This is a genomic window from Lysinibacillus sp. NPDC047702, assembly GCF_050272555.1.
GTDB lineage: Bacteria > Bacillota > Bacilli > Bacillales_A > Planococcaceae > Lysinibacillus.
On record NZ_JBNNMG010000012.1, the window covers coordinates 23327 to 49555 of the forward strand.

The following is a 26229-nucleotide window of genomic DNA, read 5'->3' on the forward strand; positions in this document are numbered from 1 at the left end:
TTTTTGACACCTGCACTAATATCCTATTCGTTTCTAGAATGATAAGAATGAGGAGCTGTCCCATCAGATACCATTTCTAATGAGACGCTCCTCTTAAAGCTTTATTTGCCGTCTTCTATCTTAGCAGCAATTCAAAACAGATATTACAATGCTCCAGAACTAATAACTTCCGCTGATTCTACAAAATCTAAACGCTTTAGTTGCTGTATTAATTCATCAAGCTCACAAGTCATGCTTGTTACATCTAATGATAAAGTAACATTAGCACGCCCTTGAATAGGTATGGTTTGATGAATTGTTAGCACATTGCAATGTGTGTTTGTTACTGTTTCTAGAAGCTTTGCAAGTGTTCCTTTACGGTCTTGAAGCTGTAAAAAGACTGTTAAAATGCGTTCCTGCACAATTGAGTGGAAAGGAAATACAGCATCACGATATTTGTAAAACGCACTTCGCGATAAATCCACCTGCTTTACCGCATCCCAAATGGATGAAACTGATCCACTTGAAAGTAAGTGCTTCGCCTCCAAAGTTTTTTGCATAGCATCCGTTAAAACATCTTCACGAACTAAATAATATCGCTGATTCGCAACATTCTTCATACGCTTCCCCCTAAAACTCTTGTCTTAATCGACAAATTCAAATTCAAACTCTTGTAGACGAACTGTATCGCCATCTTGCGCTCCTCGTTCACGTAAAGCTTCATCTACGCCCATTGCACGTAATTGACGAGCAAAGCGGCGAATTCCATCTTCACGGCTAAAGTCAGTCATTTTGAATAGGCGTTCAATTGCATAACCACTAATAATAAATGTTCCATCATCATCACGAGTGATTTCAAAATCTTCACCTTTTGCCTCATGTTTATACATGACTGTTGCCTCTGATTGCTCCTCTAAATCATCATATAGAGGGAATTCTGGTGTTACCTCTAGTAAATCTGCAATGGCAAATAATAATTCTTTTAAACCTTGACGCGAAATCGCAGAAATCGGGAAGATTTGAATATCTTCTCCTACTTTTTGGCGGAACTCCGCTAAGTTATTTTCTGCTTCTGGCATATCCATTTTATTGGCTACAATAATTTGAGGACGCTCTGTTAAACGAAGATTATATTGTTTTAGTTCCTCATTAATTGTTAAATAATCCTCATATGGATCGCGACCTTCCATCCCTGACATATCGATCACATGAACAATAACACGTGTACGCTCGATATGACGTAAAAACTGATGACCTAAGCCCACCCCTTCATGTGCTCCTTCAATAAGACCAGGTAAATCTGCCATCGCAAAGCTTCGATGATCCTCTGTCTCAATCATGCCTAAATTCGGAACGATTGTTGTAAAATGATAAGCACCAATTTTTGGCTTAGCAGCAGAAACAACTGATAGAAGTGTAGATTTACCAACACTTGGGAATCCTACTAGTCCCACATCTGCTAAAACTTTTAACTCTAATATAACATTTAATTCTTGTCCTGGCTCACCTTTTTCAGAAAGTTCTGGAGCTGGATTTGCTGGTGTTGCAAAGCGAGAATTACCACGTCCACCACGGCCTGCTTTTGCGATAATCGCCTGTTGACCATGCTCGACTAAATCGGCAATAACAACGCCTGTTTCTTCGTTCATTACGACTGTGCCTGGTGGTACTTTAACGATTAAATCGTCTGCACGTTTACCATGCATTCCTTTACTCATACCATGCTCACCACGGTCAGCCTTGAAGTGGCGTTTGTAGCGGAAATCCATTAACGTACGCAGGCCCTCTTCAACTTGAAACACAACATTTCCACCGTGACCACCATCGCCACCAGCAGGACCACCATTCGGTACAAATTTTTCACGACGGAAGGCTACCATTCCATCCCCACCGTCGCCACCTTTTACATAAATCTTGACGTGATCGACAAACATTTAATTCACTCCCTACTTGCACTCAATACATATCGCCAGCTCGTTGTTGTCTGCTCAATTGTTTGAATGTCTAATTGTTTCAAACCTTTTTCGGTGAATGCATCAGCACTCCATAGCCCATTTAGCGTGAATGTCACGGCAAATGTATGATCGTCAACACGTACATCAAGCGCTAAGCTTTGTTCTGTAAATGGATCTAATGTATCATAAACATGCATAACTGTTTTGTTTAAGGTATCTACAATTTCCCTATCAATATTATTGGTAACAGGCTTGTTTATCTCACCGCTAAGCTCTAATGACAAGGAAGGATAGCGCCAACCTGCCGTTTGCAGCCACTCAATTGTTTGTGGTAATTGTAGACGATTAAGGATAGAAAATTTTCGTAATTGTTCCGAATAATTTTGAATAAGTTTTTTTGATTCGTCAATTCTACCTAAATCTAAATTCATGCGAATCAATTGAAGTTGATTCACATAATCATGATTTGCAAAACGTAATACTTCACTAATGGTTAGTGATTGATTGTTCATCCCATTCACTCCAATAAAGTTATCCTTACTAGTATAACAAGTTTTACTGTATTTTTCCCTTAATTCTTCATCGAATTTTATCATGCACTACCAATAAAAGAAAACAGTAAACCTTTTAGAGTTTTACTGCTTTTGCTTTTTAGTGCTTCTATAGATTGTTTTCATTTTATCTATATGGAACTTTATTTTATACAAGGACTTTAATGTTCCAGTATATTCTGCTGCTGTCATTGTTTTCCCATTAAACAGTTCAAATAAAGCTATGCGCTCTTCTTGTTCCAAATATTCTCTTATATTAAAGGTTAACAAGATAGCAGCATATTTTTGATAGAAAGGATAGGAGACGAGCCGGCAAAGTGCTTTTTTACAAGCAGCAATAATGTTATTACGATGGTTATCAAATTTATCCGCTTTATAGTCATCAGATACATGCATCTTTTTCATATAATTATACATATCAAAATGTTTCAAAAATGCTCCAACCTTCTTCACACTACTTATAATGCCCATATTCCTCTGTATTCATATCGTTTTTTTCTGCTAAATAAGCCTCTTTATTAGCAATCTAACTATTGAGCTCATATCTCCACAACAGTCTTGGGATACTATATACAAATGATCGTATATGTCTCTATATTCTTTCAAAGATTGTTCAATTACATGTACGATGGCATCCTCAAGTTTTGCTTAAATTCGCATTCATCTCACCATCTATAGAGGTGGGAGACTTCTGCTGAAAGAAGTTAAACATTCCATCACTCCAATATAGTACTTATCTCATCTCATTACCCTATCTATTACTCTATTACAATCTATTATTTTGTTTATAGGGGTTGTTTTCGCTATATCAACTCTACTTAGTAAAAAGTCTTTATATGTATTATATTATATTGAGGCAGTAAAAAAAGGACTGCTTTAATAGCAGTCCTTTAATAATTAAGCTTCTTGTGATTCTGGGTATACAGATACTTGTTTGCGATCGCGACCTAAGCGTTCGAATTTAACAACGCCGTCAACTTTAGCAAATAGTGTATCGTCACCACCGCGACCTACGTTTGTACCTGGGTAAATTTTTGTACCGCGTTGACGGTAAAGAATTGAACCACCAGTTACGAATTGGCCATCAGCACGTTTAGCACCAAGACGTTTAGACTCAGAGTCACGTCCGTTTTTAGTAGAACCTACCCCTTTTTTCGATGCGAAAAATTGTAAATCTAAAGTTAATAATAATTTCATTCCGTTCCACCTCCTACTAGCTCGTATTTAACTCGAATAAATTCTGGATACTTTTCTACAATTGAATATACTTGAGCAGTCATAACCTGAAGGACTAGCTGTATTTGCATATCAATTTCTTGTGGCAAATCAGTTGGTAGGTCTACTTTTAGGTAGCCTCCTCCTTCTAAAGCTTGATCAATTTTCGGCTCAACATTAGTTAGTCCAAAAATTACGTTAACAGTATACATTGCAATAGTAGAAGCACTAGCACATACTAAATCTTTACCCGAATCTTCATAATTAGCATGTCCTGAATATTCAAATGCTGACACATGTCTATTTTCATCATGGTGAATCGTAACTTGTATCATTCGCTACACCTCACAATTAAGCGTTGATTGTTTCAACAACTAATTTTGTGTAAGGTTGACGGTGACCTTGTTTACGACGGTAGTTCTTTTTAGCTTTCATTTTGAAAACAACGATTTTTTTCGCACGGCCTTCTTTCACAGCTTTAGCTGTTACAGTAGCACCTTCTACGAATGGAGCGCCAACTTTAACGTTTTCGCCACCAACGAATAATACTTTATCAAAAGTTACAACCTCGTCAGCTTCTACACCTAATTTTTCAACATAGATTTCTTGACCAGCTTCTACTTTGATTTGTTTACCACCAGTTTCAATAATTGCGTACATTTTACTGCACCTCCTCTTAGACTCAGACTCGCCTGTTTACAAAGGTGATCAGAGATACTTAAACCTTTCCAGAGCGGTTGTAGTAGCACAGGTGCTACAAACAATAACATTAAAATATTACCACACGCTTTTTTTTAAGTCAATCTATTCATCACATATTTCTCAAATGCTAAGCGATATTTTCGATAGTTCCATTCTTTTATTGCTTGAAGCCAAATAAATAAACAAAGAATAGCTAAAAAAATAGAATGTGGGAGATTAGTTAACGTTAAAATAAATGTGATAGATGTTATTATGAGAGAAAGCCAATAGTAATATTCAAACGCATGAACACTTGGATAAAATAAATATAAACACGCCATAAATATTCGACCACCGTCCAACGGAATAATCGGTAATAAATTAATAGCTAAAAGGACAAGCTGAACATTGATAAGCTTATTGGCAAGAATTTCTGGCATAAAAAAAGCGAGGCCAATCCCTATAATTGTAGCGATTGGTCCCCCTAGGGCAATCCATAGGAGTGACGATGCTGGCACAACCGCTGGATTTTCAAATTCGATTTCCCCTCCATATGGTGTAATAACACATGATTTGACCTTAACGCCGCAAAGCATTGCGGCTAATAGATGCCCGGCTTCATGCCAAAGTAAGGAAGTTAAAATAATAGCATAGTAGGCAATTTGGCCACTAAAAATCATTAACAATACAAGAGGGATACAAAGAAGGTGTAATTTAATCTTCATCTGCTGTCGTTGATTCCAGCCATTGCACAATCTGTTCTAAATTATAATGTGTTTTATCTTTTTCAATTGATAGATAGAGTTGTCCAGCCTCTTTCATGCCGATTAAATCATTTGTCTGCACCGTTGTATAGGGTAGCTGTGCTAAACTATCCAGCATACCATAGGAAACTGTTGTGCCGTCATCATAAGTAATCGTCATCGTTTTACCCGTGTATTTTGTATGACCTGTAAAAACAACTAGACCATTCTGTCCAGCATAGATAGGTAAACCTATATCATACTGCAATAAAAAGCCTTCCTTAAAAACTTGAGCATTTGCAAACGCTAAAAGTTCAGTTTGCCCAACATCGCTCGATACTAAAATGGTTTCATCCTCTTTGTTTAACCAGCTTTGCCCTAGCTCGCTTAAATAAGTTAAATCCTCTGATGTTGTCACCAGCTTTCGCACAGGTGTATCTAGCACCCCCTGATCTTCTAGACGAATCATCAGCATAATTCCTGCCACAAGTAAGATTGTGACCATCCATTTCCATTTTTTAAACAAGCCCTCATCCTTTTTTCACACTATATGAGATTGCATGTCCATTCATGCAGAAAAAGTTTTGAACAGGTCAACTATCCAAGTAGGACATCGAATTCTGGATTGTGATGATTCTATCCACTACTTTGGTTCTTCTATCGATCACTTCGAGGTTTCTATCCGCCACTTTGGCTCCTCTATCCATCACTTCGAGGTTTCTATCCATCAAGCCACAAAAAAGCCTTCTCGCACAAATGCACGAAAAGACTTAAAAGACTATCTCGAAAATAACGCTTTCAGTTTTGAAAATACACCCCTATTTTCATCTTCAATCGCCATAAGTGGTACAGATTCACCAAGTATTCGACGGGCAATATTACGATAACCCAAGGATGCCTTATTTGCAGGATCCATGACAATTGGCTCACCTTTATTCGATGATGAAATAACATCTTCATTATCTACAATTATACCTAATAAGTCGATAGACAAATGTGTAGTTATCTCATTTACATCCAGTGTATCCCCATTTTTCATCATATGCTGACGAATACGATTAATAATGAGTTTAGGTGCTGTGATTTCTTCCTGCTCAAGCAAGCCAATAATACGATCCGCATCACGCACAGCAGAGATTTCAGGTGTTGTTACTACAATGGCATGCTCTGCACCAGCAACAGCATTACGGTAACCCTGCTCAATACCAGCAGGACAGTCTATTAATACATAATCATAATCTCTTTTTAACTCTTCTATTAAGCTCCTCATTTGCTCAGGATTAACAGCATTTTTATCTGTCGTTTGAGCAGCAGGTAATAAAAATAGTTTCTCATCTACCCGTTTATCTTTTATTAATGCTTGATGAATTTTACAACGTCCTTCAACAACATCAACTAAATCATAAATAATTCGATTCTCAAGACCTAATATTACATCCAAATTACGTAGACCAATATCAGTATCTACTAAACATATTTTTTTACCCTGTAGAGCCAATGCAGTCCCAAGGTTAGCCGCTGTCGTTGTTTTTCCGACACCGCCTTTACCTGAAGTTATGACGATCGCTTCTCCCACACTAGCTTCCTCCCTTAGACACATTTAACAATGGTCGAATATTTTTTAACACATGAATTTGATCGTACGTAATACGCCCATCGTAGCCGATAAATGCACATGTCATTTCTGCCTGATTAATTGCTTTTACATGTTCGTCTGACATCACTTGAACCTGATCAGCAATCATGATATGTGTTGCTTCAAAGCGGGATGCTGCAATGATTGCCTCCTTATTACCATAAAGACCAGCATGTACAATACCTTTAAGTCTACCTAGAACATACACATTACCACCAGCTTCAACACGTCCATTTGGATTGACATTTCCAACAACGATAATATCACCTGCCGAACGCACAATTTGTCCCGATCTGACCACGCCTATATATGTATCTTGTTGACTTTCAATCATTTTCTGGTTGCTTTCATGGATAGTCAGTACTTCACTTTGCACTTTTGAAACTATAAGTTGCTCTGTTTCCTGCACAATTTTAATTAGCTCATTCATTTGATCTTCTGAACAGTATCGATAGCCTAAATATAATTGGACATCCACTTTGCCATCGATACCGCTTTCTGAAACCTTTTTCTTTAATTCTTCTACTAAATCGACATATGCGCATTGATCATCTAAACGAAGAACAAAACCATCCTTTGTCCCCTTCATATTCACTAACTGTTTTTTCATGAATGCCTCACCTCACGTTGCTCTTTGTTAAGAAACTTCACGTGCTCTCTGTAAGACACGCGCATTAATTAAATATTTGAAAGCCCAACCAAGCATCATTAAAAATAAAGCATTTGCAATGATTGTTGGAAGTAGTCGTGAACGTAAGAAATCCGATAATGGGATTGCTGTAAAATCGATAAGATAGAAAAATTGATAGAGTATAAATTCTAAAATGGCTACTAAAATAACTGAGATTGACGTTGTCACAACTAAGTGCTGATGAATCACTTTCACAATAGACCCTGCTAAAAAACAAATAAGCGGATATAGCACTGAATATAATCCAATAATATCAATGTAAAACACATCATACAAGACACCAAAAAAAAGTCCATACATTACCGCACGCTGACGGCTGTAATAGATGGATATAAAAATTAAATATAAGATTAAAAATCGTGGAACTAAATAGTAGATATGCCCCTTCACTTCAATTGGTGAAAGCATCGCAAACTCTGGTTCTAGTAAAAAAAGTAAAACCGCCACAGAGGGGATGAGAAATCGAACCATTATTTTTCCTCCTCTTCATTCGCCTCTGGTGGATTTGATAGATCCTCATTGGTTGCATTGCCATCTGACCCATCAATAACTGTCGATGTGCGTTTCGCAATCACAACATGGTCTAAAATTGAAAAATCTGCAGATGGTTTTACATAGGCCATTTTTGTTAAGCCAAAATCATCTGTACTTACTTCTGTTATTTCTCCGATCGGCACCCCTTTAGGGAAAATACCGCCAAGACCTGAAGAAACTACTTGCTGGCCTTCTTTAACTGTTAAGCTAGAATCGATTCGCTTCATAATGAGTTCATTACGTTCTTTATCAAAGCCCTCGATTAAACCGTATGCTTCTTTATCTCCTAATACCATCGCAGAAACACGATAGTTTGGATTATTTGTATATAAAAGCTCTACCTCAGATGTGAAAGGTGTCACTAAAATAATTTTACCAACTAAACCTTTCGCTGTCATAACTGCCATATTTTTTTCTACACCATGTGAAGATCCCTTATTTAAAATAATTTTCTCTTCCCACTGGTCTGGATTTCTAGCAATAACTGTTGCATGAATCGGATTAAAATCTTTTAAGCTCTCTGATTTATCAATAAGCTCTTGTAGCTTTTTATTATCTAATTTTAAATCCGCTGCTTCAGCTTGTACAACCGCAAAATCTTCTAAGCGTGCTTTTAAACGTTTATTTTCTTCGTACGTGTTTAAGAGGGAGTCAATTTTATTAAAAATACCTGTAATATAGTTCGCCGGCTTCGCAACAATAGATTGTGCGACGCCGACAGTATCTTTAATAATTTGCTCTGGTAGAGTTGCGTTCGTCCGATCACGTAATGAGAAGCTAATCAATGCCACAAGAAAAACCATGCCTACGAGCAGCAAAATTAATTTCTTATTGAAAAAAAAATGTGGCATTGCCTAAACCTCCTACCCTTTAACTTGTTGTTGACGAATTAAATCAATATGGTCTAGCGCCTTACCTGTACCAATAGCTACACAGTCAAGCGGATCTTCCGCAATAAAAACTGGCATATTTGTTTCTCGGCTAATTACTTTGTCTAAATTCGTTAATAGCGCACCCCCACCTGTTAGCACAATACCGCGTTCCATTACGTCTGCGGATAATTCAGGAGGTGTTTGCTCTAATGTTTTTCGAACACCATCAATAATTGATGATACCGCTTCACGTAAAGACTCAGAAATTTCCTTTGATGAAATTTCAATTGTTTTTGGTAAACCTGTTAGTAAATCTCGTCCTCGAATATCCATTTTTTCTTCTGGACCTTCTGCTAACGCTGTACCAATTTCCATCTTTACAGCCTCTGCAGTACGTTCACCAATTGTTAGGTTATAGGATTTACGAATATACGAAATAATAGATTGATCCATCGCATCCCCACCAACACGAACAGATTCACTTGTTACAATACCACCTAATGAAATAACTGCAACTTCTGTTGTACCGCCACCGATATCAACAACCATTGACCCTGTGGGATCCCATACTGGTAAATTCGAACCGATAGCTGCTGCAAACGGCTCTTCAATTGTAAATGCTTCCTTAGCCCCAGCTTGACGAGCAGCATCAATTACAGCACGTTGCTCAACGGACGTGATACCATACGGCACACAAATCATTACATTTGGCTTTTTCCAATTGCCACCAGAATTTTTAGAGGCTTCTTTTAAATAATATTCAATCATCGCTGTAGTTATATCAAAATCAGCAATAACACCGTCTTTCATTGGACGGATTGCTACGATTGAGCCAGGTGTACGACCAATCATATTTTTCGCATCATTACCAACGGCAACGATGTCTCCTGTTTTTGTATTTTTTGCTACGACTGAAGGCTCTCGTAAAACGATGCCCTTTCCTTTAATAAACACTAATGTATTCGCTGTGCCGAGGTCAATCCCGACATCTTTGCTTCCTAGTCCAAACAAATTGTGTACTCCCTTTCTATTTAAGCCATACTTTCGTTGACATCCATTATACCTCTGTCCATAATTGCATTCAGAGGCTTTACCTTCATCCAGCTGGTGTTTAACACGCACTGAAAAAATGACATACTCATTCTTCTCACCAATTATTGAGGTGAGAACCGTCTATTGCATAAAGATAAAATCATACCTTTCATTATAACGGAAAAACGCAAGAATTTATAGTGCTACATGCCTCTTCTTGCGGAAAAGATACTATTTTAATTCCCTCCTAAACTTAAAATAGTACGTATAGATTAGAATATAATTTTTATGGTTATAAGACAACGTGTATTAGGCTACCAATTTTTGTGAATATACTAGATATTTCTACGAATACAATAACGTTTAATCTAAAAAAAGGTTCGCTTTCTTTTACAATATATCGCAAAAAAATACAAAATATTATTTTCAATACAATGACTCATCATTCAAAACTTCTATATTAAGTCGATTATGTAAACTAGTAAACACATTAAAAACTCTGCAAAATATATGCAGAGTTAAAAATAACCTTTTTCTTTTAAGCTAATAAACTGATGATCCCCTATAATGACATGGTCAATTAATTCAATGCCCATAATATAACCGGCTTCTACTAATCTTTTTGTCACTTCAATATCCTCCGTACTAGGTGTTGGTACTCCGCTCGGATGATTATGTGCACAAATTATAGAAGCTGCCGATCTTTTAACAGCCTCGCGAAAAATTTCTCTTGGATGAACGATAGAAACATTTAAGCTACCTATAAAAATCGTTTGCTTATGAATAATTTGATTCTTTACATTTAAGAAAAGAGCAACGAAATGTTCCTGACTTAGCGAGGTCATATCGGGCATTAAATAGGCAGCAGCATCTTCTGGAGATCGGATTGTATACTTTTCTTCACTTTGCTTCTGAGCAAGACGTCTACCAAGCTCAATGGCTGCTAATAATTGAATGGCTTTCACTTCGCCTATTCCTTTAATCGCAACCATTTCTTCAATAGTCGCATGCTTTAAATGGTGCAAACGCTCAAAAACACTTAATACACGATTTGCTAGAACAAGAACAGACTCCTCTTTAGTGCCTGTTCGAAGTAAAATAGCAAGTAGCTCCTGATTCGATAAACTCATTGCACCTTGTCGCAATAATCTCTCACGCGGACGATCTTCAATATTCACGTCTCGTATCATCATACTAAGTAAAACATCATTCGGCAATCAAGCCTCACTCCTTCGCAAATTGGATTATCTCGAGTGCTACCATTTGCGTAAACAACGCTGCAAGTGGTAAGCCGACAACATTGTTATAATCTCCTTCAATTCTCTTCACTAAAAGGGTTCCAGCCGTTTGAATGCCATAACCGCCTGCTTTATCAAATGGATCTCCCGAATCTACATATACTTCGATTAGCTCCTGTGATAAATGATGAAAGACAACCGTGGTTTCTTCAATAAACACTGTTTCATTACCATTAGGTTCGATTATGGCAACAGCTGTCATGACCGCATGATGTTTGCCTGATAAGCGACTTAAGTGAGAAATTGCTTCCTCACGAGTTTTTGGTTTATGCAGTAGCTCATTATTATAAACAACAATCGTATCTGCACCAATAACAGTTGTACTTGGAGCCTTTTTTGCGACATCACGTGTTTTCAATAGAGCTACACCTTTCACATAATCTTGCATTGTTGTTGCCTGAACACTTGTCTCTTCTACCTCACTCGTAACAACGTCAAAAGAAAGTGATAACATAGCTAGTAATTCTTTTCGTCTAGGTGAAGCAGAAGCAAGCACAAGGTTATGATTTGTTTTAAACATAACTTAACCATTCCTCCTTACTAGCTATCATAAAGGAGAAATTGGTATTTGAAAATTTTCTAATAATCAAGATAATGCTGATTTCATGCTAAAATTTTACTTGAAGACAAGCATTTTTCGATTTGTAATGGGCAAAAACCTGTAGGCGAATAATGCTAACATCATTTGAAATAGAAGTGGCTGCAGCTCCAATCGATTGCCAATCAGCAGGAAGTGTAGAATCCTTTGAATTTTCCTTAAAATTTAATTTTGTTGCTTTTTTATCAGCTAACACGGATGGAAGCTCTGCAATTGTTGCCTCCTTACAGCTATCACTGCTTACATTAAATGCTTTTTTAAAAGTAGCAGGATCTTCTAAAAAGGTAAGCTGGCTTTCATCTGTTACCATGCTTGTCCAAACATAAAATTTCCCATCCACTTCAACAATGGCACTTTCTTTTAATGAAGGGTGCTCGGAGACAAAGGAGCTGGCACTTTCATAATTTGAATAAACCCCTGCTTGACTCGCAAAAAACATGGATGACTTTGCGGCACCTCCCGCTGTCGGAATTGTTTCAGAGTCTGCATCCTTATTATTGCTGTTTGCTACCTCGTTGCTATCATTTTTTAAAGATAATTGAGTACTCGCCTGAAGAATACCTAGAAAAATTGCTACACCAAAAAGCCCGACTATTCCTCCAATAATCATTGCTCGAAATATTTGTTTTTTCATTACCTGACTGACAATTTTCATTCATTCATCACCTCTTCCTTCAACATCTCGGACTGCTATCGACGACAATTTGATATAAGTATATGTAAAAAAGCAGCTGTAAATGCTAATTTACTATATTTTGATTTAGTAGTTTTACAGAAGATATACCTTAAAAAACTGCTATTTCCACCTTCAAAAACAATCTATTTTGCTATATAGAAAAGGGAATCATGAAGGAAAAATCGAATAACATTTTATAGACAAAATAAAACTATTGGAGTGAAACCAAGATGGCTAACGATAGAGTTATTGGGCAAACAAAAGGAGCTGGCTTTCAAGTAGGTGTAAGAAGATCATTTTCTATCTCTTCAGAGGATGCTTGGAATCTCCTCACCTCGCCAGATGGATTAAATCTTTGGCTGGGGGAAAGCACTGGCATTATTCTTAATCCAGGTCAGACATACATGACGAATTTGGGGTCAGGAGAAATTCGGATTGTTAAACCGTTACAACAGCTTCGTCTGACGTGGAAAAAGGAAGGATGGGAGCAGCCATCAACAGTTCAAATTCGCGTTCTATCAAAAGCAGACAATCAATTATGCCTCGGCATAATTGCGTCCAGAATCGGCTTTGTGCTTAGGCCTGCATGAAGCAGGTCAGTTAGCCGTTATCGCAGGGATGCGATGATTTTAGGCTAACATCCTTTATTAACTCCTTTCCGATTCCGTGACATCCGCCAGAGGCTTTATCTTCATTCAGTAGGTGTTTGGACACCCACTGAAAAGGAAACAAAACCGCATTCATCTCACCACCTGTAGAGGTGGGAGTCTTCTGCTGAATGAAGATAAAACAACGATTAGCTTTCATCAAGAGAAACTATCAGATCAGTATGTTAGAGAAGAAATGAAAAAATACTGGGAAACTATCCTGGAAATAATAGGTGAGCGATTAACTAAAAAATAATAGAGAAGAATGAATCTAGCTATTCGCTTTGAATTTTATACTACTAACTGTATAAACTTTTAAAGGGGCGTGAAATTGATTATTAGAAACATTGATTTTCCGTGCCTTTTTAGAACTATGCGGTGATATAGAGGGGAGATTTTATGAAGTTAAAATTTAGATGTTTGCTTTCTATCATCTTATGTTTGAGTTTACTGAATGGATGTAGTAATGGGGATTCTATTGAGGGAACTTACATATCTTTTGCCAGAAAAGAAAATTTATCAGAAGAGTTACGAGAATTATTATTAGTAAAATTAAAAGAAAATAATATCGACTATATAATAGATACTAAGGGTTCCGTGTATGTAGGTGCAAAAGACGTTGATAAAGCTGTTTCATGTTGTTCATAATGTTTGAGAATCAGTTATTTCATCTTCTAGGTCATAAAGCGAAATTGTTTTATACCCTTGAACAACCAAGCTTATCTCCTTAGACATATGCAACAATGCTATCGAGCGCTTCAAGAAAAAACACCAATGCGCATCAGTACCCATAAAAAATGAGTACTGATACCACTAAATGCTATCTATTTTTCAATTCACTCCGTACTTCTGTTAATAAATATAAAGAGCCTGTTACAATGGTTCTCAACTTTCTTTCAGACTGATGTTGTAAAAATGAAGCATAGTCTACTATAACTTCTTTATAGGAAGCAGTAGATAGCTTCAACATGTTTTGAGCACTCATTGCACGAGGATTATTAAAATCAACAAAATAAAATTGATCGCTTACCTGCTCAAGTAGCTGCAATATTTCTTGCACATCTTTATCTGCTAGTATTCCAATTACAAAAGTAATTTGCTCATCGGGAAACTCATATTTTATCGTTTCAATTAATTTTTCAACACTTGCCGGATTATGAGCACCATCTAAAATTACAAAGGGCAAAATTTCTTCAAAGCGCCCTAAAATGGCTGCTTCTTTCACTCCCTTTTGAAGAGCATTTTTATTGACATTTATATCTAGTGCAGCTGCCACTTCAAAAAAGGCCGTTATCGCCAAAGCCATATTATTCGCCTGATGTACTCCCTTCATAGATCGTGATAGCTTTGAAATACGGAAGCCCAGCTTACTATAATCATATACCTCTCCATCCTTCTCTTGTTCTACATAAAATTGCTGATTCAGTTCAAGTACAGATGACTGTTTTTCCTGAGCTTTCTTATAGATAATTTCCTTTGCCTCTTGTGGTAAATCACCAATTATTACTGGTTTATATGACTTCATAATGCCAGCTTTATGATGGGTGATACTTTCAATGGTATTGCCTAAAAAATTTGTATGCTCTAAAGCAATACTTGGAATAATCGATACTATCGGTGTCACTACATTTGTACTATCAAGTAAGCCACCCATACCTGCTTCAATAAGAGCGATATCGATATTACTAGCAGCAAAATGTAAAAATGCTGCAATCGTTAAAAGCTCAAAATCCGTTAATTTCTCACTAAGTCCAGCTGCCTGCATTTGTTGGAATACTTGATCCATCTCCACTTCAGTAATTGCTTGACCCTCCACTTGAATTTGGTCATGTACATCGACAATGCAAGGGGACATAAATTTACCTACACGCAAGCCATGCGCTTTCGCTATTGACTCAAGAAATGTGAGCGTCGAGCCTTTACCATTCGTCCCTGCTAAGTGGACAACCCGCAACTCGTTTTCTGGATTATCGACTTTTATTAATGCCTCTTCAATCGCAGCAAGACCAGGTTTAATAATATCATCGCTCTTAACGTTCCATTTTTCTTTATAACGATTTAGATTAGGAATCATCGTTCACCCTCCTGAAGCCATTGGCGTACTTCTGCTATAAAATACAGTGAGCCTGTAATAATTACAATGTCCTTCTCATCTCGTTGACGGAGCACTTTTTGCACCATTTCCTTCCAATCTAAATGAAATTCTTTTTCCCTATTTATAGAGAGCTCAGCTAATTTTTCAGCAGGCATGGCATTCGGTAAATCTATTTGTGTAAAGAAGATAGATTTAGCAATCTGATCCATCATAGCAATACTGTTTGCATGATCTTTATCTGATAAGGCGGCATAGATAAAGCGATAGTTTTGATTTGGATAAACCTCTTTAAGAGTTTGAATAAGCGCAGCTGTACCTTCAGAATTATGGGCACCATCTAGTACAATATTGCCCTGCAATTGCTCAAAACGACCTGCCCACTGAGCATTTGCCAATGCATAACGTATTGAATCGTTAGAAATGTTAAGTACTTGCTTTTCTCTCAATGTGGAGATAGCTGTAATCGCTAGACTCGCATTATTGACTTGATGAGATCCTGCCATCTTTAATGGGACATCTGTCATCTCATTATTTGACTTTTTATAATGAAAATGCTGCAAATTAGCACCTTGCGTTATATTGGCAACACTAAAATCCTTGCCTAACACAAGGCATGGTGCATGACGTTCTTCTGCAATTTGCTGAATAACAGTAAGTGCCTCACCATTTTTTACGCCCACTATCACTGGTACACCATCTTTAATGATACCTGCCTTTTCAAATGCTACTTTCGCCAAAGTGTCACCTAGAAACGCAGTATGCTCTAGTGAGATGGTAGTAATAATTGAAAGTTCAGGTGTAATGACGTTTGTAGCATCTAAACGTCCTCCAAGTCCTGTTTCAATAAGTGCAATATCTACAGCTTGATCTGCAAAATATTGGAACATTATTAAAGTAACAACTTCAAAAAAGCTTGGAAACTCACCTTGATAATGTAATTGAATCTGCTCGGCTACTTTATTCATATAAAGTAAAAAATCCTCATCCTCAATCGGAATACCATCAATCGTCATACGTTCATTCACTTGCTCTAAATGTGGTGAAGTAAAGGCACCTACTTTGCAGCCAGCATGTTGCAAAATTTCTCTTAACGCATTGACAGTGGAACCCTTCCCATTCGAGCCTGCCAAATGAATAGCACGAAATTTGTCCTGAGGATTATCTAAAAGTGTAAGCACCTCCCGCATCAGGACAAGCGGAGCACGTTTATGGTCTACTGCCTTTAATGTAAAAATAAAATCTGTACACTCTTTCATTGTTTTAAACAAAAGAAACACTCCCTCTTACTACAATATCTCTATTTTAGTACAAGTACTGCATATTGCGCATACATTTCGTAAAAAGCGCTCATTCCAGCTAACTACTCTTTTATGAACGTTAAAAACACACAGAAAGGCACTTTTATAAGTGAGGTTCTGTGTGTTTTTAAGCAATTTCATATCGAGTTATTGAAGCTGGTGTGCACCAAATAGTGCTCCCATATTATCTAATATAATTTTAGCATCATTGTTTAACAATGGCAGGACATCAGCTCTTTGCACTAAATCAAAGGAGTTTTTTAAAGTTCTTTTTAGCATAGAAATATCAAAATTTGAGCAATACTCGTTAATTTTTTTTATGGTTAATAAATCGTTTCGTGTTAATTTATTCGCTGATTCTTCTGTCTTACTATCTGCTAGCACATGCTTTATAAGTACACGACCATTTGAATTCAACAAACGATAATGTTTTGCCTCTGATAATTTCAGAAGATTGGTTTCAATCAATACTCTTGCACTGACAAAATCTAATTCATCACATGCCTTGTTGACTTTTGCAATAATTGTAGTAATATTTCCAGTCATACTTTACCTCCATCCAGTTTATCACCGTAAAAAAGACCATTCACATTGAACAGTCAAAATTAATTAACTTTGCATTTAAAGTGCCGACAAGTTTTCATTATTCGTCAATAGTTTTTTATACCTACAATACAACAAGACTAATTAACCTATTATATTAATTATTTTAAATATTACTATATATTTTTCCCTAATACAATACATATCTTTTGATGCATAAAAAAGAAAAACAGCGGATGACTTTATTGCCATCCACTGTTTCAAGTTTACATATTTTTCAGTTCTTCTAAACGTTTTAATACAACTGCATGTTTACTTTCATAGTCAGCTAATTTTTCACGTTCTGCATTCACTAACGCTTCAGGTGCTTTTGACACGAACTTCTCATTCGATAATTTACCTGATACTAGCTTCACTTCTTTTGCCCATTTTTCTAATTCTTTTTCAAGACGAGCAATCTCTTCTTCTAGGTTAATAAGCCCAACAAGTGGTAAGAATAGCTCAGCACCTGTTACTACAGCTGTCATTGATTGACCTGGAGCCTCTAAGCCTTCACCAATTGTTAATGATTCTGGATTACAGAATTTTTCTAAATATGCTTTATTTGCATCAAGGACAGCTACAGTTGCTGCATCTTTTGCTGAGATAAATAAAGGTACTTTTTTGCTCATTGGTGTATTAACTTCCGCACGAATATTACGTACTGAACGTATAATATCCATTAGGAGCTTCATGTTATCTGCTTCTTCAGCAAATTGAAGATCCGTACGTACAGTTGGCCACGCAGCTACAGTAATAGATTCACCTTCATGCGGTAGGTGCTGCCAGATTTCTTCTGTAATGAACGGCATGAATGGATGTAATAGACGCATTGTTTGATCTAATGCGTAAGCTAAAATAGAACGAGTCGTTTTCTTAGCTGTTTCATCATCACCATTTAAAGGCAATTTAGCCATTTCAATATACCATGAACAGAAATCATCCCAAATGAAATTGTAAAGCTCACGACCTACTTCACCAAATTCGTAGCGTTCTGCGAGGGATGTTACACGCTCAATTGTTTCATTTAAGCGAGTTAAAATCCATTTATCGGCAACTGACTTTTCACCAGTTAAGTCGATTTCTTCATATGTCATACCATCCATATTCATAAGGGCAAAGCGAGAGGCATTCCAAATTTTATTCGCAAAGTTCCAAACCGCTTCAACTTTTTCTGTTGTATAACGCAAATCCTGACCAGGAGATGATCCAGTTGCTAAGAAGTAACGTAAGGAATCTGCACCATATTTCTCAATTACGTCCATTGGATCAACACCGTTGCCAAGTGATTTACTCATTTTACGTCCTTCACCATCTCGTACTAGACCATGAATTAATACATCTTTGAATGGGCGCTGATCTGTAAATTCAAGACCTTGGAAAATCATGCGAGATACCCAGAAGAAAATAATATCATAGCCTGTTACTAATGTACTTGTTGGGTAGTAACGTTTATATTCTTCATTTGTCTCGTCTGGCCAGCCCATTGTAGAAAATGGCCAAAGCGCTGAAGAAAACCATGTATCTAAAACATCTTCATCTTGTGTCCAATTCTCTGCATCTGCTGGTGCTTCTTTTCCTACGTAAATTTCGCCTGTTTCATTATGGTACCAAGCTGGGATTTGATGACCCCACCATAATTGGCGAGAGATACACCAATCACGAATATTTTCCATCCAACGAGAGTATGTGTTTTCAAAACGAGCTGGTACAAAGTTTACTTTACCTGCTTCGTCTTTTTGAATCTCAAGTGAAGCATCAGCAAGTGGTTGCATTTTAACGAACCATTGCGCTGAGAGATATGGCTCTACAACGGCACCAGAACGTTCAGAATGTCCTACTGAATGCATATGCTCTTCAATACGGATTAATACACCTGCTGCTTGTAAATCAGCGACAATTTGCTTACGGCATTCAAAACGATCCATACCGTTATATTTGCCAGCAAGCTCATTCATTGTGCCATCTTCATTCATTACAAGAATGCGCTCTAAATTGTGACGGTTACCAACCTCAAAATCGTTCGGATCATGGGCTGGTGTCATTTTTACAACCCCAGTACCAAATTCCATATCTACGTAATCATCGGCTACAATCGGGATTTCACGACCAACGATTGGTAAAATTACAGTTTTACCGATCAGATGCTTATAACGTTCATCATTTGGATGAACAGCTACTCCTGAGTCACCAAGCATCGTTTCAGGACGTGTTGTGGCAACTTCTACATGCCCCGAGCCATCTGCTAGTGGATATTTCATATGATAGAATGCACCTTGAACATCCTGATAGATAACTTCAATATCTGATAAAGCTGTTTTCGCTGCAGGATCCCAGTTAATAATACGTTCACCACGATAGATTAAGCCCTTTTCATATAAATCAACAAAAACAGTTTTAACAGCATCAGAAAGACCTTTATCAAGGGTGAAGCGCTCACGTGTATAATCTAATCCAAGACCAAGCTTTGCCCATTGATCGCGAATATGATTTGCATATTCTTCTTTCCACTCCCATGTTTTTTCAAGGAATTTTTCACGTCCTAAATCATAACGTGTAATATTATCCTCTCGTAGCTTTGCTTCGACTTTTGCTTGTGTTGCAATCCCTGCATGGTCCATACCAGGTAACCAAAGGGCATCGTATCCTTGCATACGCTTCATGCGCGTTAAAATATCTTGTAAAGTCGTATCCCAAGCATGCCCTAGGTGTAATTTACCTGTTACGTTCGGCGGTGGAATAACAATTGAATAGGGTTTTTTCCCACTTTCTGGCTGCGCCTCGAAAAACTTCCCTTGTAGCCACCATTCATAGCGACCAGCTTCAATGGACTGTGGATCATATTTAGTTGGCATTGAAATATTTTCTGTCATTTTGACTCCTCCTGTTGTGTGTTATTTTGTGCAAACATCGAAAAGCTCCAATCATTCCATGACTCATGCTCAGAAGACATTCATCAGAAATAAATTGAAAATAAAAAAACTCCTAACGTCAAAAAGGACGAAGGAGTTTTAGTTCGCGGTACCACCTTTAATTCCAGTAGAGGTAAAGTAAGTGTTTATGAATAGAAATAGCACTACTTAAGCCTTTTTACTACTGGCTCTTAATTCGGTAACGGTGTTTAACCGGCTTTAACTACTGTTAGTTCACTAAAGCTGCTCAAGGGCTACATTCAATTAGGCACAGATAGAAACTTTTCAGCTACCGTTTCCTCTCTAAAAATGTACGAATAATTTACTCTTCCCTGTCATAGCATCTATATCAATTTTTACACATTGTACCGCAAAATCGTGCAATCTTTCAAGTGATTTAGTCATTTTTAGTGTTCACAATAAAGGAAATAGAAAAGGAAGTGAATATTTAAATGCGACGACGTAAGTATAATCCCTGTTTTTTACCACCATGGCTAAGACAATTTCGCTTTTATTGTAGAACAATTATTGTGCCAATTTGTGCGTTTCAATTTATACGTGTAATCATTATTCCAACATCTGGAGACTTCATCTTTTTACTACTTCTACTACTTCTAAGCTATTTACTCTTAAATGATATCATTTGAAACACGAACTTTTAGCGGTGTATAACCTTCTTCTAATTCCCAGATCATTGACGGAACTTCTTGCCAGGAACTGGACTCACGAACCACAATATGACTTGAAGATTCTCTTAATACAGTTTTTTGTTCACTCGCTGTAAGTTTGCCAAGTTTCGCTGGAGCAATTTTCACTTCAGCCCGTTCTTCTTTTTGGGCTGAAACAGCTACATGTTGCTTTAGAGGTGCTGTTTCTCCTACAATAATTGCTTTTTCAGCTTTAGCTGTGGTCGATTGTTGGTCAAAAGCACAAGTATTTTCTAAGACCAGTTCTGGCTCATTAAAAATACTTGTAACAGTCCATTCAAGCTGACACATTTGATTAGTAAGTGTTGGTCGAACATCTTTTACCATTAAATCCTCGAGAGCTGAGTCTTTAGGTAAATCGACATGTAATGGGACTGCATATTCAAAATAACCAGTATCCCCTTGAATATCAAGCGCATCAATTTTTACTAATTCATCTTCATCACTAAAAGCCTGCATATCTTGAAAATCAAAGCGAACATGTGCTGTAATATGATAAATACCCATTAATCGCAATGAATCTTCTAATTGCATTGTCTGCCACTGAGGCTTAATTTGCACAGCTGCTATTTCTGTTGGGCAGCCGTAACCAGGAAAACAGAAAGTTTCACGCATATTCCAAGTTTTGTGTTCGATAATAATCCCTCCCCTTGCATCATATGAAGCGAGTAAGGCAGGTATGCTATTGAAAAATTAAGGCAGAATGAAAAAATAATTTTAGATTCAAACTTTAAACAACGATATGATGGTTTCACTAAAAAATGGCATACTAGAAAAGTTTCTAGCATGCCATTTTACTGATGAACAAATGAAATTATACATGTACCAATTTAATTTTATTTGCTACACGATCTGTTAGCATTTGTGTTGCTTTTGGTACGATTGGCTTAAAGATTGGATTTAAAACAGGACCTGCTAATCCACCTGCTATTACTTCTAAAAAGCCTGTCATTTTAGTATTTTCTGCATCGATGCTTTCTGCAAGGAAATATCCATTACCTGTAAAATTATCAGAAAGACCTTTTAATTCAAATGTTACTTTACTAGGAGCAGCCCATTCTAAAATAGTAATTTCAACTTGAACTGTTTTTTTCAGAACTCCAACATTGCCTTTAAAAGTCCATGTTGAATGTTTGTCATCAATCATCTCATGCGCGTTATAACCTGGGACAAGCTTTGCCCATTTTTCCATATCACTGACGAAATCCCATACATGATCAATTCCTACGGGTACTTCGACTATATGTGTGCCTGTTGCCATATCAATTCACTACTTTCTTTTATGAATAGCTATATTATAAACGATTTTGCCTACAAATTGACTATGCTGAAAGATATAATTTTTACAAAATCAGGTCCTTTACCCAACAAAAATTTATCGTTGATAATAATAAACGCAATAAATTACAATGATATGTTTTGAAGTGAATAAATATCGGTTATCTAGAGTGGACATGCTCTTAACTTTATATCAAGCTTGCCAAAAAACAACACTTTATAGCAAGTGGTTTTTCAAACAATATAAAAATGGCACGCCAGAAAATAATCTAGCATGCCATTAAGTTTTATCTAGCTAATTGAGCAAAAACTTTATGGAAGGCATCCACTGTTTTAGCGATATGCTCCTCTGTATGTGCAGTGGAAATAAATAATCCTTCATATTGAGATGGTGGTAAGAAAATTCCTTCCTCTGCCATTAGACGGAAGTACTCAGCAAATAATTGTAAATCAGATGTTTTCGCTGTAGCAAAATCAATCACGTTCTCATTAGTGAAGAAGAATCCTATCATAGAACCAGCACGATTGACAGTATGTGGTATATTGTATTTTGTTGCCGCTTCTCGGAAACCAGCCTCTAATTGATCTCCTAGCTTTTTGAAGTATTCATATGAACCTTTATCGAGGCGCGATAATGTTTCATAGCCTGCAGTCATGGCTAATGGATTTCCTGAGAGTGTGCCAGCTTGATAGATTGGACCTGCTGGTGCTATTTGCTCCATAATTTCCTTTTTCCCTGCATAAGCACCTACAGGTAGTCCACCGCCAATTACTTTGCCTAATGTTGTAATATCTGGTGTCACATTGAAATAGCTTTGTGCACAACTATAATCTACACGGAAGCCAGTCATAACCTCGTCAAAGATTAACAGTGCTCCATATTCCTTCGTTAATGCACGTAAGCCTTCTAAAAAGCCTAGCTGCGGAGGCACGACACCCATATTTCCAGCTACTGGCTCTACAATTACACCTGCAAGCTCAGCTCCAAACTTTTCAAAAATTAATTTTGCTCCCTCTAGATCATTGTACGCTACTGTTAATGTATTACGTGCAACATCTGCTGGAACACCAGGGCTATCAGGTAAGCCTAATGTAGCTACACCAGAGCCAGCTTTAATCAGTAATGAGTCTCCATGACCATGATAAGAACCCTCAAATTTTAAAATTTTATCTCGTCCTGTTACTCCACGAGCGACACGGAGTGCAGACATTGTTGCCTCTGTACCAGAAGATACAAAACGAATCATTTCCATGCCTGGTAAACGCTCTAATACCAATTTAGCTAAACGATTTTCTGTATAGCTTGGCGCCCCAAATGAAGAACCCTTCGCCGCTGCATCTGCAATTGCTTGAACAACTTCGGGATGGGTATGACCCAAAATAAGTGGGCCCCATGATAATACATAATCAATATATTCATTGCCATCAATATCTTTAATGATAGCACCATGTCCAGATTCCATGAAAATAGGGTCCATATTAACAGATTTGAATGCACGTACTGGGCTACTGACACCACCTGGCATTAAATTAATTGCTTCTGCATACGCTTGTTTTGATTTTTCGTAAGATCGTGTCATTTATTTCTCCTCCAACCAACGTGCAACATCTTTTGCATGATACGTAATGATTAAATCAGAGCCTGCGCGCTTCATGCCTAATAATGTTTCAAGCACTACATTTTTTTCATCAATCCAGCCATTAATAGCTGCTGCTTTGATCATTGCATATTCTCCAGAGACATTGTACGCAACGATCGGTAAAGTATAATTATTTTTCACATCACGAATAATATCCAAATAGCTTAGTGCTGGCTTAACAATTAAGAAATCCGCACCTTCTGCAATATCTGACTCGGCTTCACGGAATGCCTCTATACGATTTGATGGGTCCATTTGGTATGATTTGCGATCGCCAAATTGAGGAGCACCGTCAGCTGCATCACGGAATGGTCCGTAGTAGCTAGATGCATATTTAACTGCGTATGACATGATTGGAATATGTTCAAAGCCTGCCTCGTCTAAGCCCGCACGTATTGCAGCAACAAAGCCATCCATCATATTCGATGGCGCAATGATATCTGCTCCTGCTTTTGCTTGTGACACAGCTGTACGCGCTAAAACATCTAAAGACGGATCATTTAAAATTTGATCACCTTCAATTAAGCCACAATGTCCATGATCTGTAAACTCACATAAACAAGTATCTGCTATGATTAAAAGCTCTGGGTGGCGTTCTTTAAGAAGACGCGTTGCCTCTTGCACAATACCATGGTCATGGAATGCTCCAGTACCAACCGCATCTTTTTCAGCAGGTAAGCCAAATAAAATAACTGCTGGTATTCCTAATGCTACAACTTCATCAATCTCAGCTTCAAGTTTATCTAATGAAAATTGAAAAACACCTGGCATAGAAGGTACTTCGTTTTTAATATTTTCGCCTTCCATAACGAAAATAGGATAGATTAAGTCCTCTTTGTGTAAGTAAGTTTCTTTTACCATTGATCGTATCGCTGCATTTGCACGCAAACGACGATGTCTTTGAAATTGTAATTTTGTCATTTTCTATTCCCTACTTTCATTATTTCCTCGATGACTGCATGCATAGTATATACGTTGGGCTTAACATCTACAGTTGCACCATGATTTAATATAGCCGCTTCTGTAATATGACCAATTGCTGCAACACGTGCTGCCTCCCACCCAATGACCGAAGCTACATCCATTGCGTAGACATCAACAGCGGAAGGACTAGCTAAAATCACAGTGACATCACTATGTTCACGAATGCATTCTATAATGTTTTGTTTTTGGTCATGACGCTCAATCGTTTCATACACTGTCCATTCCTTTATTTTAAAGGGCAGACCTTCCTTCAGTGTGCTTTTCGCTTTTTCTCCACGAATAAATAGACAACTAGGATTACTGCCTACTACTTCAGGAAATTCTTTAACAAATACATCTGCACTAAAGATGGAAGGCATAAAACTTACATGGAATCCTAGCTTTTCTAGTGCTGTAGTTGTTCTAGTACCAATAGAAGCGATCTTCCCTTGGAAATGCCTTGCGCTTAAATTAAATCGTTGCATTTTACTGGAAAAAGCATCTACAGCATTTTGACTTGTAAAAATAAGCCATTCAAATTGACGCGCAAACTCTATTTGTATATCATCATTTCTATCAATCAACTCGCAAGTTTCAATCAATGGGGCAATAACAGCATATCCACCTAAAGCTGAAATATCATCTATAATTGTTGTCGTTTTAGATGTACCTGTCAAAATAATCGTTTTACCTTCTAAAGGTAAATTACTTTGCATCTTGCTCTGCCTTTACGCGTTGAATTAATTCAAAGGCACCTTGCTTCGTTAAAATCTCAGCAAGCTCTTTGCCAACTGCTTCCGCATCAGAGCCAACTACTGTCTCCTTATAAACAACCGAGGCATCTGGTGCAGCAACAAGGCCAGTTATCGTAATTTCTTCCCCATTCGATTTAGCATATCCTGCGATAGGTACTTGACAGCCACCGTCCATAGCTGCAAGGAAAGCACGTTCTGCATGTGCTTCTTGCCAAGTAATGCTATCAGTTAATTTGCCTAATTCAGCTAATAGTTCAGTATCATCACCACGGCATTCAATCCCAAGAGAACCTTGCGCTACAGCTGGAAGACAATCCTCAACAGGTAAAAACTCAGTCACCACTTCATCGCTCCAGCCTAAACGTTTTAGTCCAGCAGCCGCTAAAATAATGGCATCATATTCATCTGTCTCAAGTTTCGCCAAACGTGTATCTACATTTCCACGGATCCATTTAATTTCTATATCAGGGCGGACTGTTAGCAACTGAGCACTACGTCGAAGTGAACTTGTTCCCACTACAGCATCAGCAGGGAGGTCAGCAAATTTCACATGTCCTTTTGAAATAAATGCATCACGTGCATCTTCACGTGGTGGAATACAGCCTATCACTAATCCCTCAGGTAGTACTGCGGGCATATCCTTCATCGAATGAACAGCAAAATCAATTTCCTTATCAAACAATGCTTGTTCAATTTCTTTAACGAAAAGCCCTTTCCCTCCAACTTTTGAAAGCTGCACATCTAAAATTTGGTCGCCTTTTGTAACAATTTCCTTTACTTCAAATTCAAATGATACTCCGGCTGCCTTTAACTCATTAATAAACCAATTTGTTTGTGTTAATGCCAGTTTACTTCTCCTAGAACCTACAATAATTTTTCTCAACAGTCTCC

Annotated in this window: 29 protein-coding genes and 2 other annotated features; of the genes, 2 read left to right on the forward strand and 27 right to left on the reverse strand. The window is 37.5% G+C overall.

Annotated elements, in window-relative coordinates; all coding sequences use genetic code 11:
* Nucleotides 1–143: 143 nt before the first annotated feature.
* The 17 genes from ACQKIM_RS08605 to ACQKIM_RS08685 all read right to left on the reverse strand — a co-directional run bounded on the left by ACQKIM_RS08605 (nt 144) and on the right by ACQKIM_RS08685 (nt 12440).
* The gene (locus tag ACQKIM_RS08605) at nt 144–599 is read right to left on the reverse strand and encodes an ACT domain-containing protein (RefSeq protein ID WP_283868916.1); all 456 of its coding nucleotides are present in this window, start codon (nt 597–599) and stop codon (nt 144–146) included.
* Between the two features lie 24 nt (nt 600–623).
* Nucleotides 624–1913 (reverse strand): GTPase ObgE, encoded by a 1290-nt coding sequence (gene obgE / locus ACQKIM_RS08610; RefSeq protein ID WP_427541988.1) that lies wholly within the window; start codon nt 1911–1913, stop codon nt 624–626.
* 5 nt (nt 1914–1918) lie between these two features.
* Nucleotides 1919–2446 (reverse strand): Spo0B domain-containing protein, encoded by a 528-nt coding sequence (locus ACQKIM_RS08615; protein ID WP_427541991.1) that lies wholly within the window; start codon nt 2444–2446, stop codon nt 1919–1921.
* Between the two features lie 123 nt (nt 2447–2569).
* Nucleotides 2570–2917 (reverse strand): hypothetical protein, encoded by a 348-nt coding sequence (locus ACQKIM_RS08620; protein ID WP_427541994.1) that lies wholly within the window; start codon nt 2915–2917, stop codon nt 2570–2572.
* Nucleotides 2918–3382: 465 nt separating this feature from the next.
* A complete protein-coding gene (gene rpmA / locus ACQKIM_RS08625; protein ID WP_427541997.1) occupies nt 3383–3682 on the reverse strand; it encodes a 50S ribosomal protein L27 in 300 nt (99 codons plus the stop codon).
* The gene (locus tag ACQKIM_RS08630; protein ID WP_427542000.1) at nt 3679–4035 is read right to left on the reverse strand and encodes a ribosomal-processing cysteine protease Prp; all 357 of its coding nucleotides are present in this window, start codon (nt 4033–4035) and stop codon (nt 3679–3681) included. The genes rpmA and ACQKIM_RS08630 overlap by 4 nt, the downstream gene beginning before the upstream one ends.
* 16 nt (nt 4036–4051) lie before the next feature.
* Nucleotides 4052–4360, reverse strand: a complete 309-nt coding sequence (gene rplU / locus ACQKIM_RS08635; protein ID WP_313373082.1) for a 50S ribosomal protein L21 — start codon at nt 4358–4360, stop codon at nt 4052–4054.
* Nucleotides 4361–4374: 14 nt separating this feature from the next.
* Nucleotides 4375–4449: a sequence feature (ribosomal protein L21 leader region), on the reverse strand.
* Nucleotides 4450–4494: 45 nt separating this feature from the next.
* The gene (locus ACQKIM_RS08640) at nt 4495–5106 is read right to left on the reverse strand and encodes a site-2 protease family protein (protein WP_427542003.1); all 612 of its coding nucleotides are present in this window, start codon (nt 5104–5106) and stop codon (nt 4495–4497) included.
* The gene (locus tag ACQKIM_RS08645; protein WP_427542006.1) at nt 5096–5650 is read right to left on the reverse strand and encodes a peptidoglycan DD-metalloendopeptidase family protein; all 555 of its coding nucleotides are present in this window, start codon (nt 5648–5650) and stop codon (nt 5096–5098) included. Before ACQKIM_RS08645 ends, ACQKIM_RS08640 begins: the two co-directional genes overlap by 11 nt.
* A 252-nt stretch (nt 5651–5902) precedes the next feature.
* On the reverse strand, nt 5903–6700 hold the full coding sequence (gene minD / locus ACQKIM_RS08650) for a septum site-determining protein MinD (protein ID WP_427542009.1): 798 nt from the start codon (nt 6698–6700) through the stop codon (nt 5903–5905).
* Between the two features lies 1 nt (nt 6701).
* Nucleotides 6702–7370, reverse strand: a complete 669-nt coding sequence (gene minC / locus ACQKIM_RS08655) for a septum site-determining protein MinC (protein ID WP_427542012.1) — start codon at nt 7368–7370, stop codon at nt 6702–6704.
* 27 nt (nt 7371–7397) lie between these two features.
* The gene (gene mreD, locus ACQKIM_RS08660; RefSeq protein WP_427542015.1) at nt 7398–7922 is read right to left on the reverse strand and encodes a rod shape-determining protein MreD; all 525 of its coding nucleotides are present in this window, start codon (nt 7920–7922) and stop codon (nt 7398–7400) included.
* Nucleotides 7922–8836, reverse strand: coding sequence for a rod shape-determining protein MreC (gene mreC, locus ACQKIM_RS08665; RefSeq protein ID WP_427542018.1), 915 nt, complete (start codon nt 8834–8836; stop codon nt 7922–7924). The genes mreD and mreC overlap by 1 nt, the downstream gene beginning before the upstream one ends.
* A 12-nt stretch (nt 8837–8848) precedes the next feature.
* The gene (locus ACQKIM_RS08670; RefSeq protein ID WP_427542021.1) at nt 8849–9868 is read right to left on the reverse strand and encodes a rod shape-determining protein; all 1020 of its coding nucleotides are present in this window, start codon (nt 9866–9868) and stop codon (nt 8849–8851) included.
* Nucleotides 9869–10407: 539 nt separating this feature from the next.
* Nucleotides 10408–11079 (reverse strand): RadC family protein, encoded by a 672-nt coding sequence (gene radC, locus ACQKIM_RS08675; protein ID WP_427542189.1) that lies wholly within the window; start codon nt 11077–11079, stop codon nt 10408–10410.
* A gap of 34 nt (nt 11080–11113) precedes the next feature.
* Nucleotides 11114–11707, reverse strand: coding sequence for a Maf family protein (locus ACQKIM_RS08680; protein ID WP_427542024.1), 594 nt, complete (start codon nt 11705–11707; stop codon nt 11114–11116).
* 88 nt (nt 11708–11795) lie between these two features.
* The gene (locus tag ACQKIM_RS08685; protein ID WP_427542027.1) at nt 11796–12440 is read right to left on the reverse strand and encodes a hypothetical protein; all 645 of its coding nucleotides are present in this window, start codon (nt 12438–12440) and stop codon (nt 11796–11798) included.
* Between the two features lie 251 nt (nt 12441–12691).
* Here ACQKIM_RS08685 and ACQKIM_RS08690 point away from each other — a divergent pair, with 251 nt between their 5' ends.
* Entirely contained in the window at nt 12692–13051 is a 360-nt protein-coding gene (locus tag ACQKIM_RS08690; RefSeq protein ID WP_427542030.1) for an SRPBCC domain-containing protein, read from the forward strand.
* A gap of 456 nt (nt 13052–13507) precedes the next feature.
* On the forward strand, nt 13508–13756 hold the full coding sequence (locus tag ACQKIM_RS08695; protein WP_427542033.1) for a hypothetical protein: 249 nt from the start codon (nt 13508–13510) through the stop codon (nt 13754–13756).
* Nucleotides 13757–13928: 172 nt separating this feature from the next.
* Here ACQKIM_RS08695 and ACQKIM_RS08700 read toward each other — a convergent pair whose 3' ends face one another.
* From ACQKIM_RS08700 to hemC, 10 genes are all read right to left on the reverse strand, one after another.
* On the reverse strand, nt 13929–15182 hold the full coding sequence (locus tag ACQKIM_RS08700; protein WP_427542036.1) for a bifunctional folylpolyglutamate synthase/dihydrofolate synthase: 1254 nt from the start codon (nt 15180–15182) through the stop codon (nt 13929–13931).
* A complete protein-coding gene (locus tag ACQKIM_RS08705; RefSeq protein ID WP_427542039.1) occupies nt 15179–16471 on the reverse strand; it encodes a bifunctional folylpolyglutamate synthase/dihydrofolate synthase in 1293 nt (430 codons plus the stop codon). The genes ACQKIM_RS08700 and ACQKIM_RS08705 overlap by 4 nt, the downstream gene beginning before the upstream one ends.
* A 177-nt stretch (nt 16472–16648) precedes the next feature.
* The gene (locus ACQKIM_RS08710) at nt 16649–17047 is read right to left on the reverse strand and encodes a hypothetical protein (protein WP_427542042.1); all 399 of its coding nucleotides are present in this window, start codon (nt 17045–17047) and stop codon (nt 16649–16651) included.
* Nucleotides 17048–17310: 263 nt separating this feature from the next.
* The gene (locus ACQKIM_RS08715; RefSeq protein WP_427542045.1) at nt 17311–19956 is read right to left on the reverse strand and encodes a valine--tRNA ligase; all 2646 of its coding nucleotides are present in this window, start codon (nt 19954–19956) and stop codon (nt 17311–17313) included.
* A 120-nt stretch (nt 19957–20076) separates the two neighbouring features.
* Nucleotides 20077–20343, reverse strand: a binding site (T-box leader).
* 281 nt (nt 20344–20624) lie between these two features.
* Nucleotides 20625–21317, reverse strand: coding sequence for a valyl-tRNA synthetase (locus ACQKIM_RS08720; protein WP_427542048.1), 693 nt, complete (start codon nt 21315–21317; stop codon nt 20625–20627).
* A gap of 199 nt (nt 21318–21516) precedes the next feature.
* Nucleotides 21517–21963, reverse strand: coding sequence for a CoxG family protein (locus ACQKIM_RS08725; RefSeq protein WP_427542051.1), 447 nt, complete (start codon nt 21961–21963; stop codon nt 21517–21519).
* A gap of 304 nt (nt 21964–22267) precedes the next feature.
* Nucleotides 22268–23560 carry a glutamate-1-semialdehyde 2,1-aminomutase gene (hemL, locus tag ACQKIM_RS08730; RefSeq protein ID WP_427542054.1) on the reverse strand — a complete coding sequence of 431 codons (1293 nt, stop codon included), beginning with the start codon at nt 23558–23560 and terminating at the stop codon, nt 22268–22270.
* Complete coding sequence (gene hemB / locus ACQKIM_RS08735; protein ID WP_427542057.1) at nt 23561–24541, reverse strand: porphobilinogen synthase; 981 nt, start codon at nt 24539–24541, stop codon at nt 23561–23563.
* A complete protein-coding gene (locus ACQKIM_RS08740) occupies nt 24538–25299 on the reverse strand; it encodes a uroporphyrinogen-III synthase (protein WP_427542060.1) in 762 nt (253 codons plus the stop codon). The genes hemB and ACQKIM_RS08740 overlap by 4 nt, the downstream gene beginning before the upstream one ends.
* Nucleotides 25289–26221 carry a hydroxymethylbilane synthase gene (gene hemC, locus ACQKIM_RS08745; protein ID WP_427542063.1) on the reverse strand — a complete coding sequence of 311 codons (933 nt, stop codon included), beginning with the start codon at nt 26219–26221 and terminating at the stop codon, nt 25289–25291. Before hemC ends, ACQKIM_RS08740 begins: the two co-directional genes overlap by 11 nt.
* Nucleotides 26222–26229: the final 8 nt, after the last annotated feature.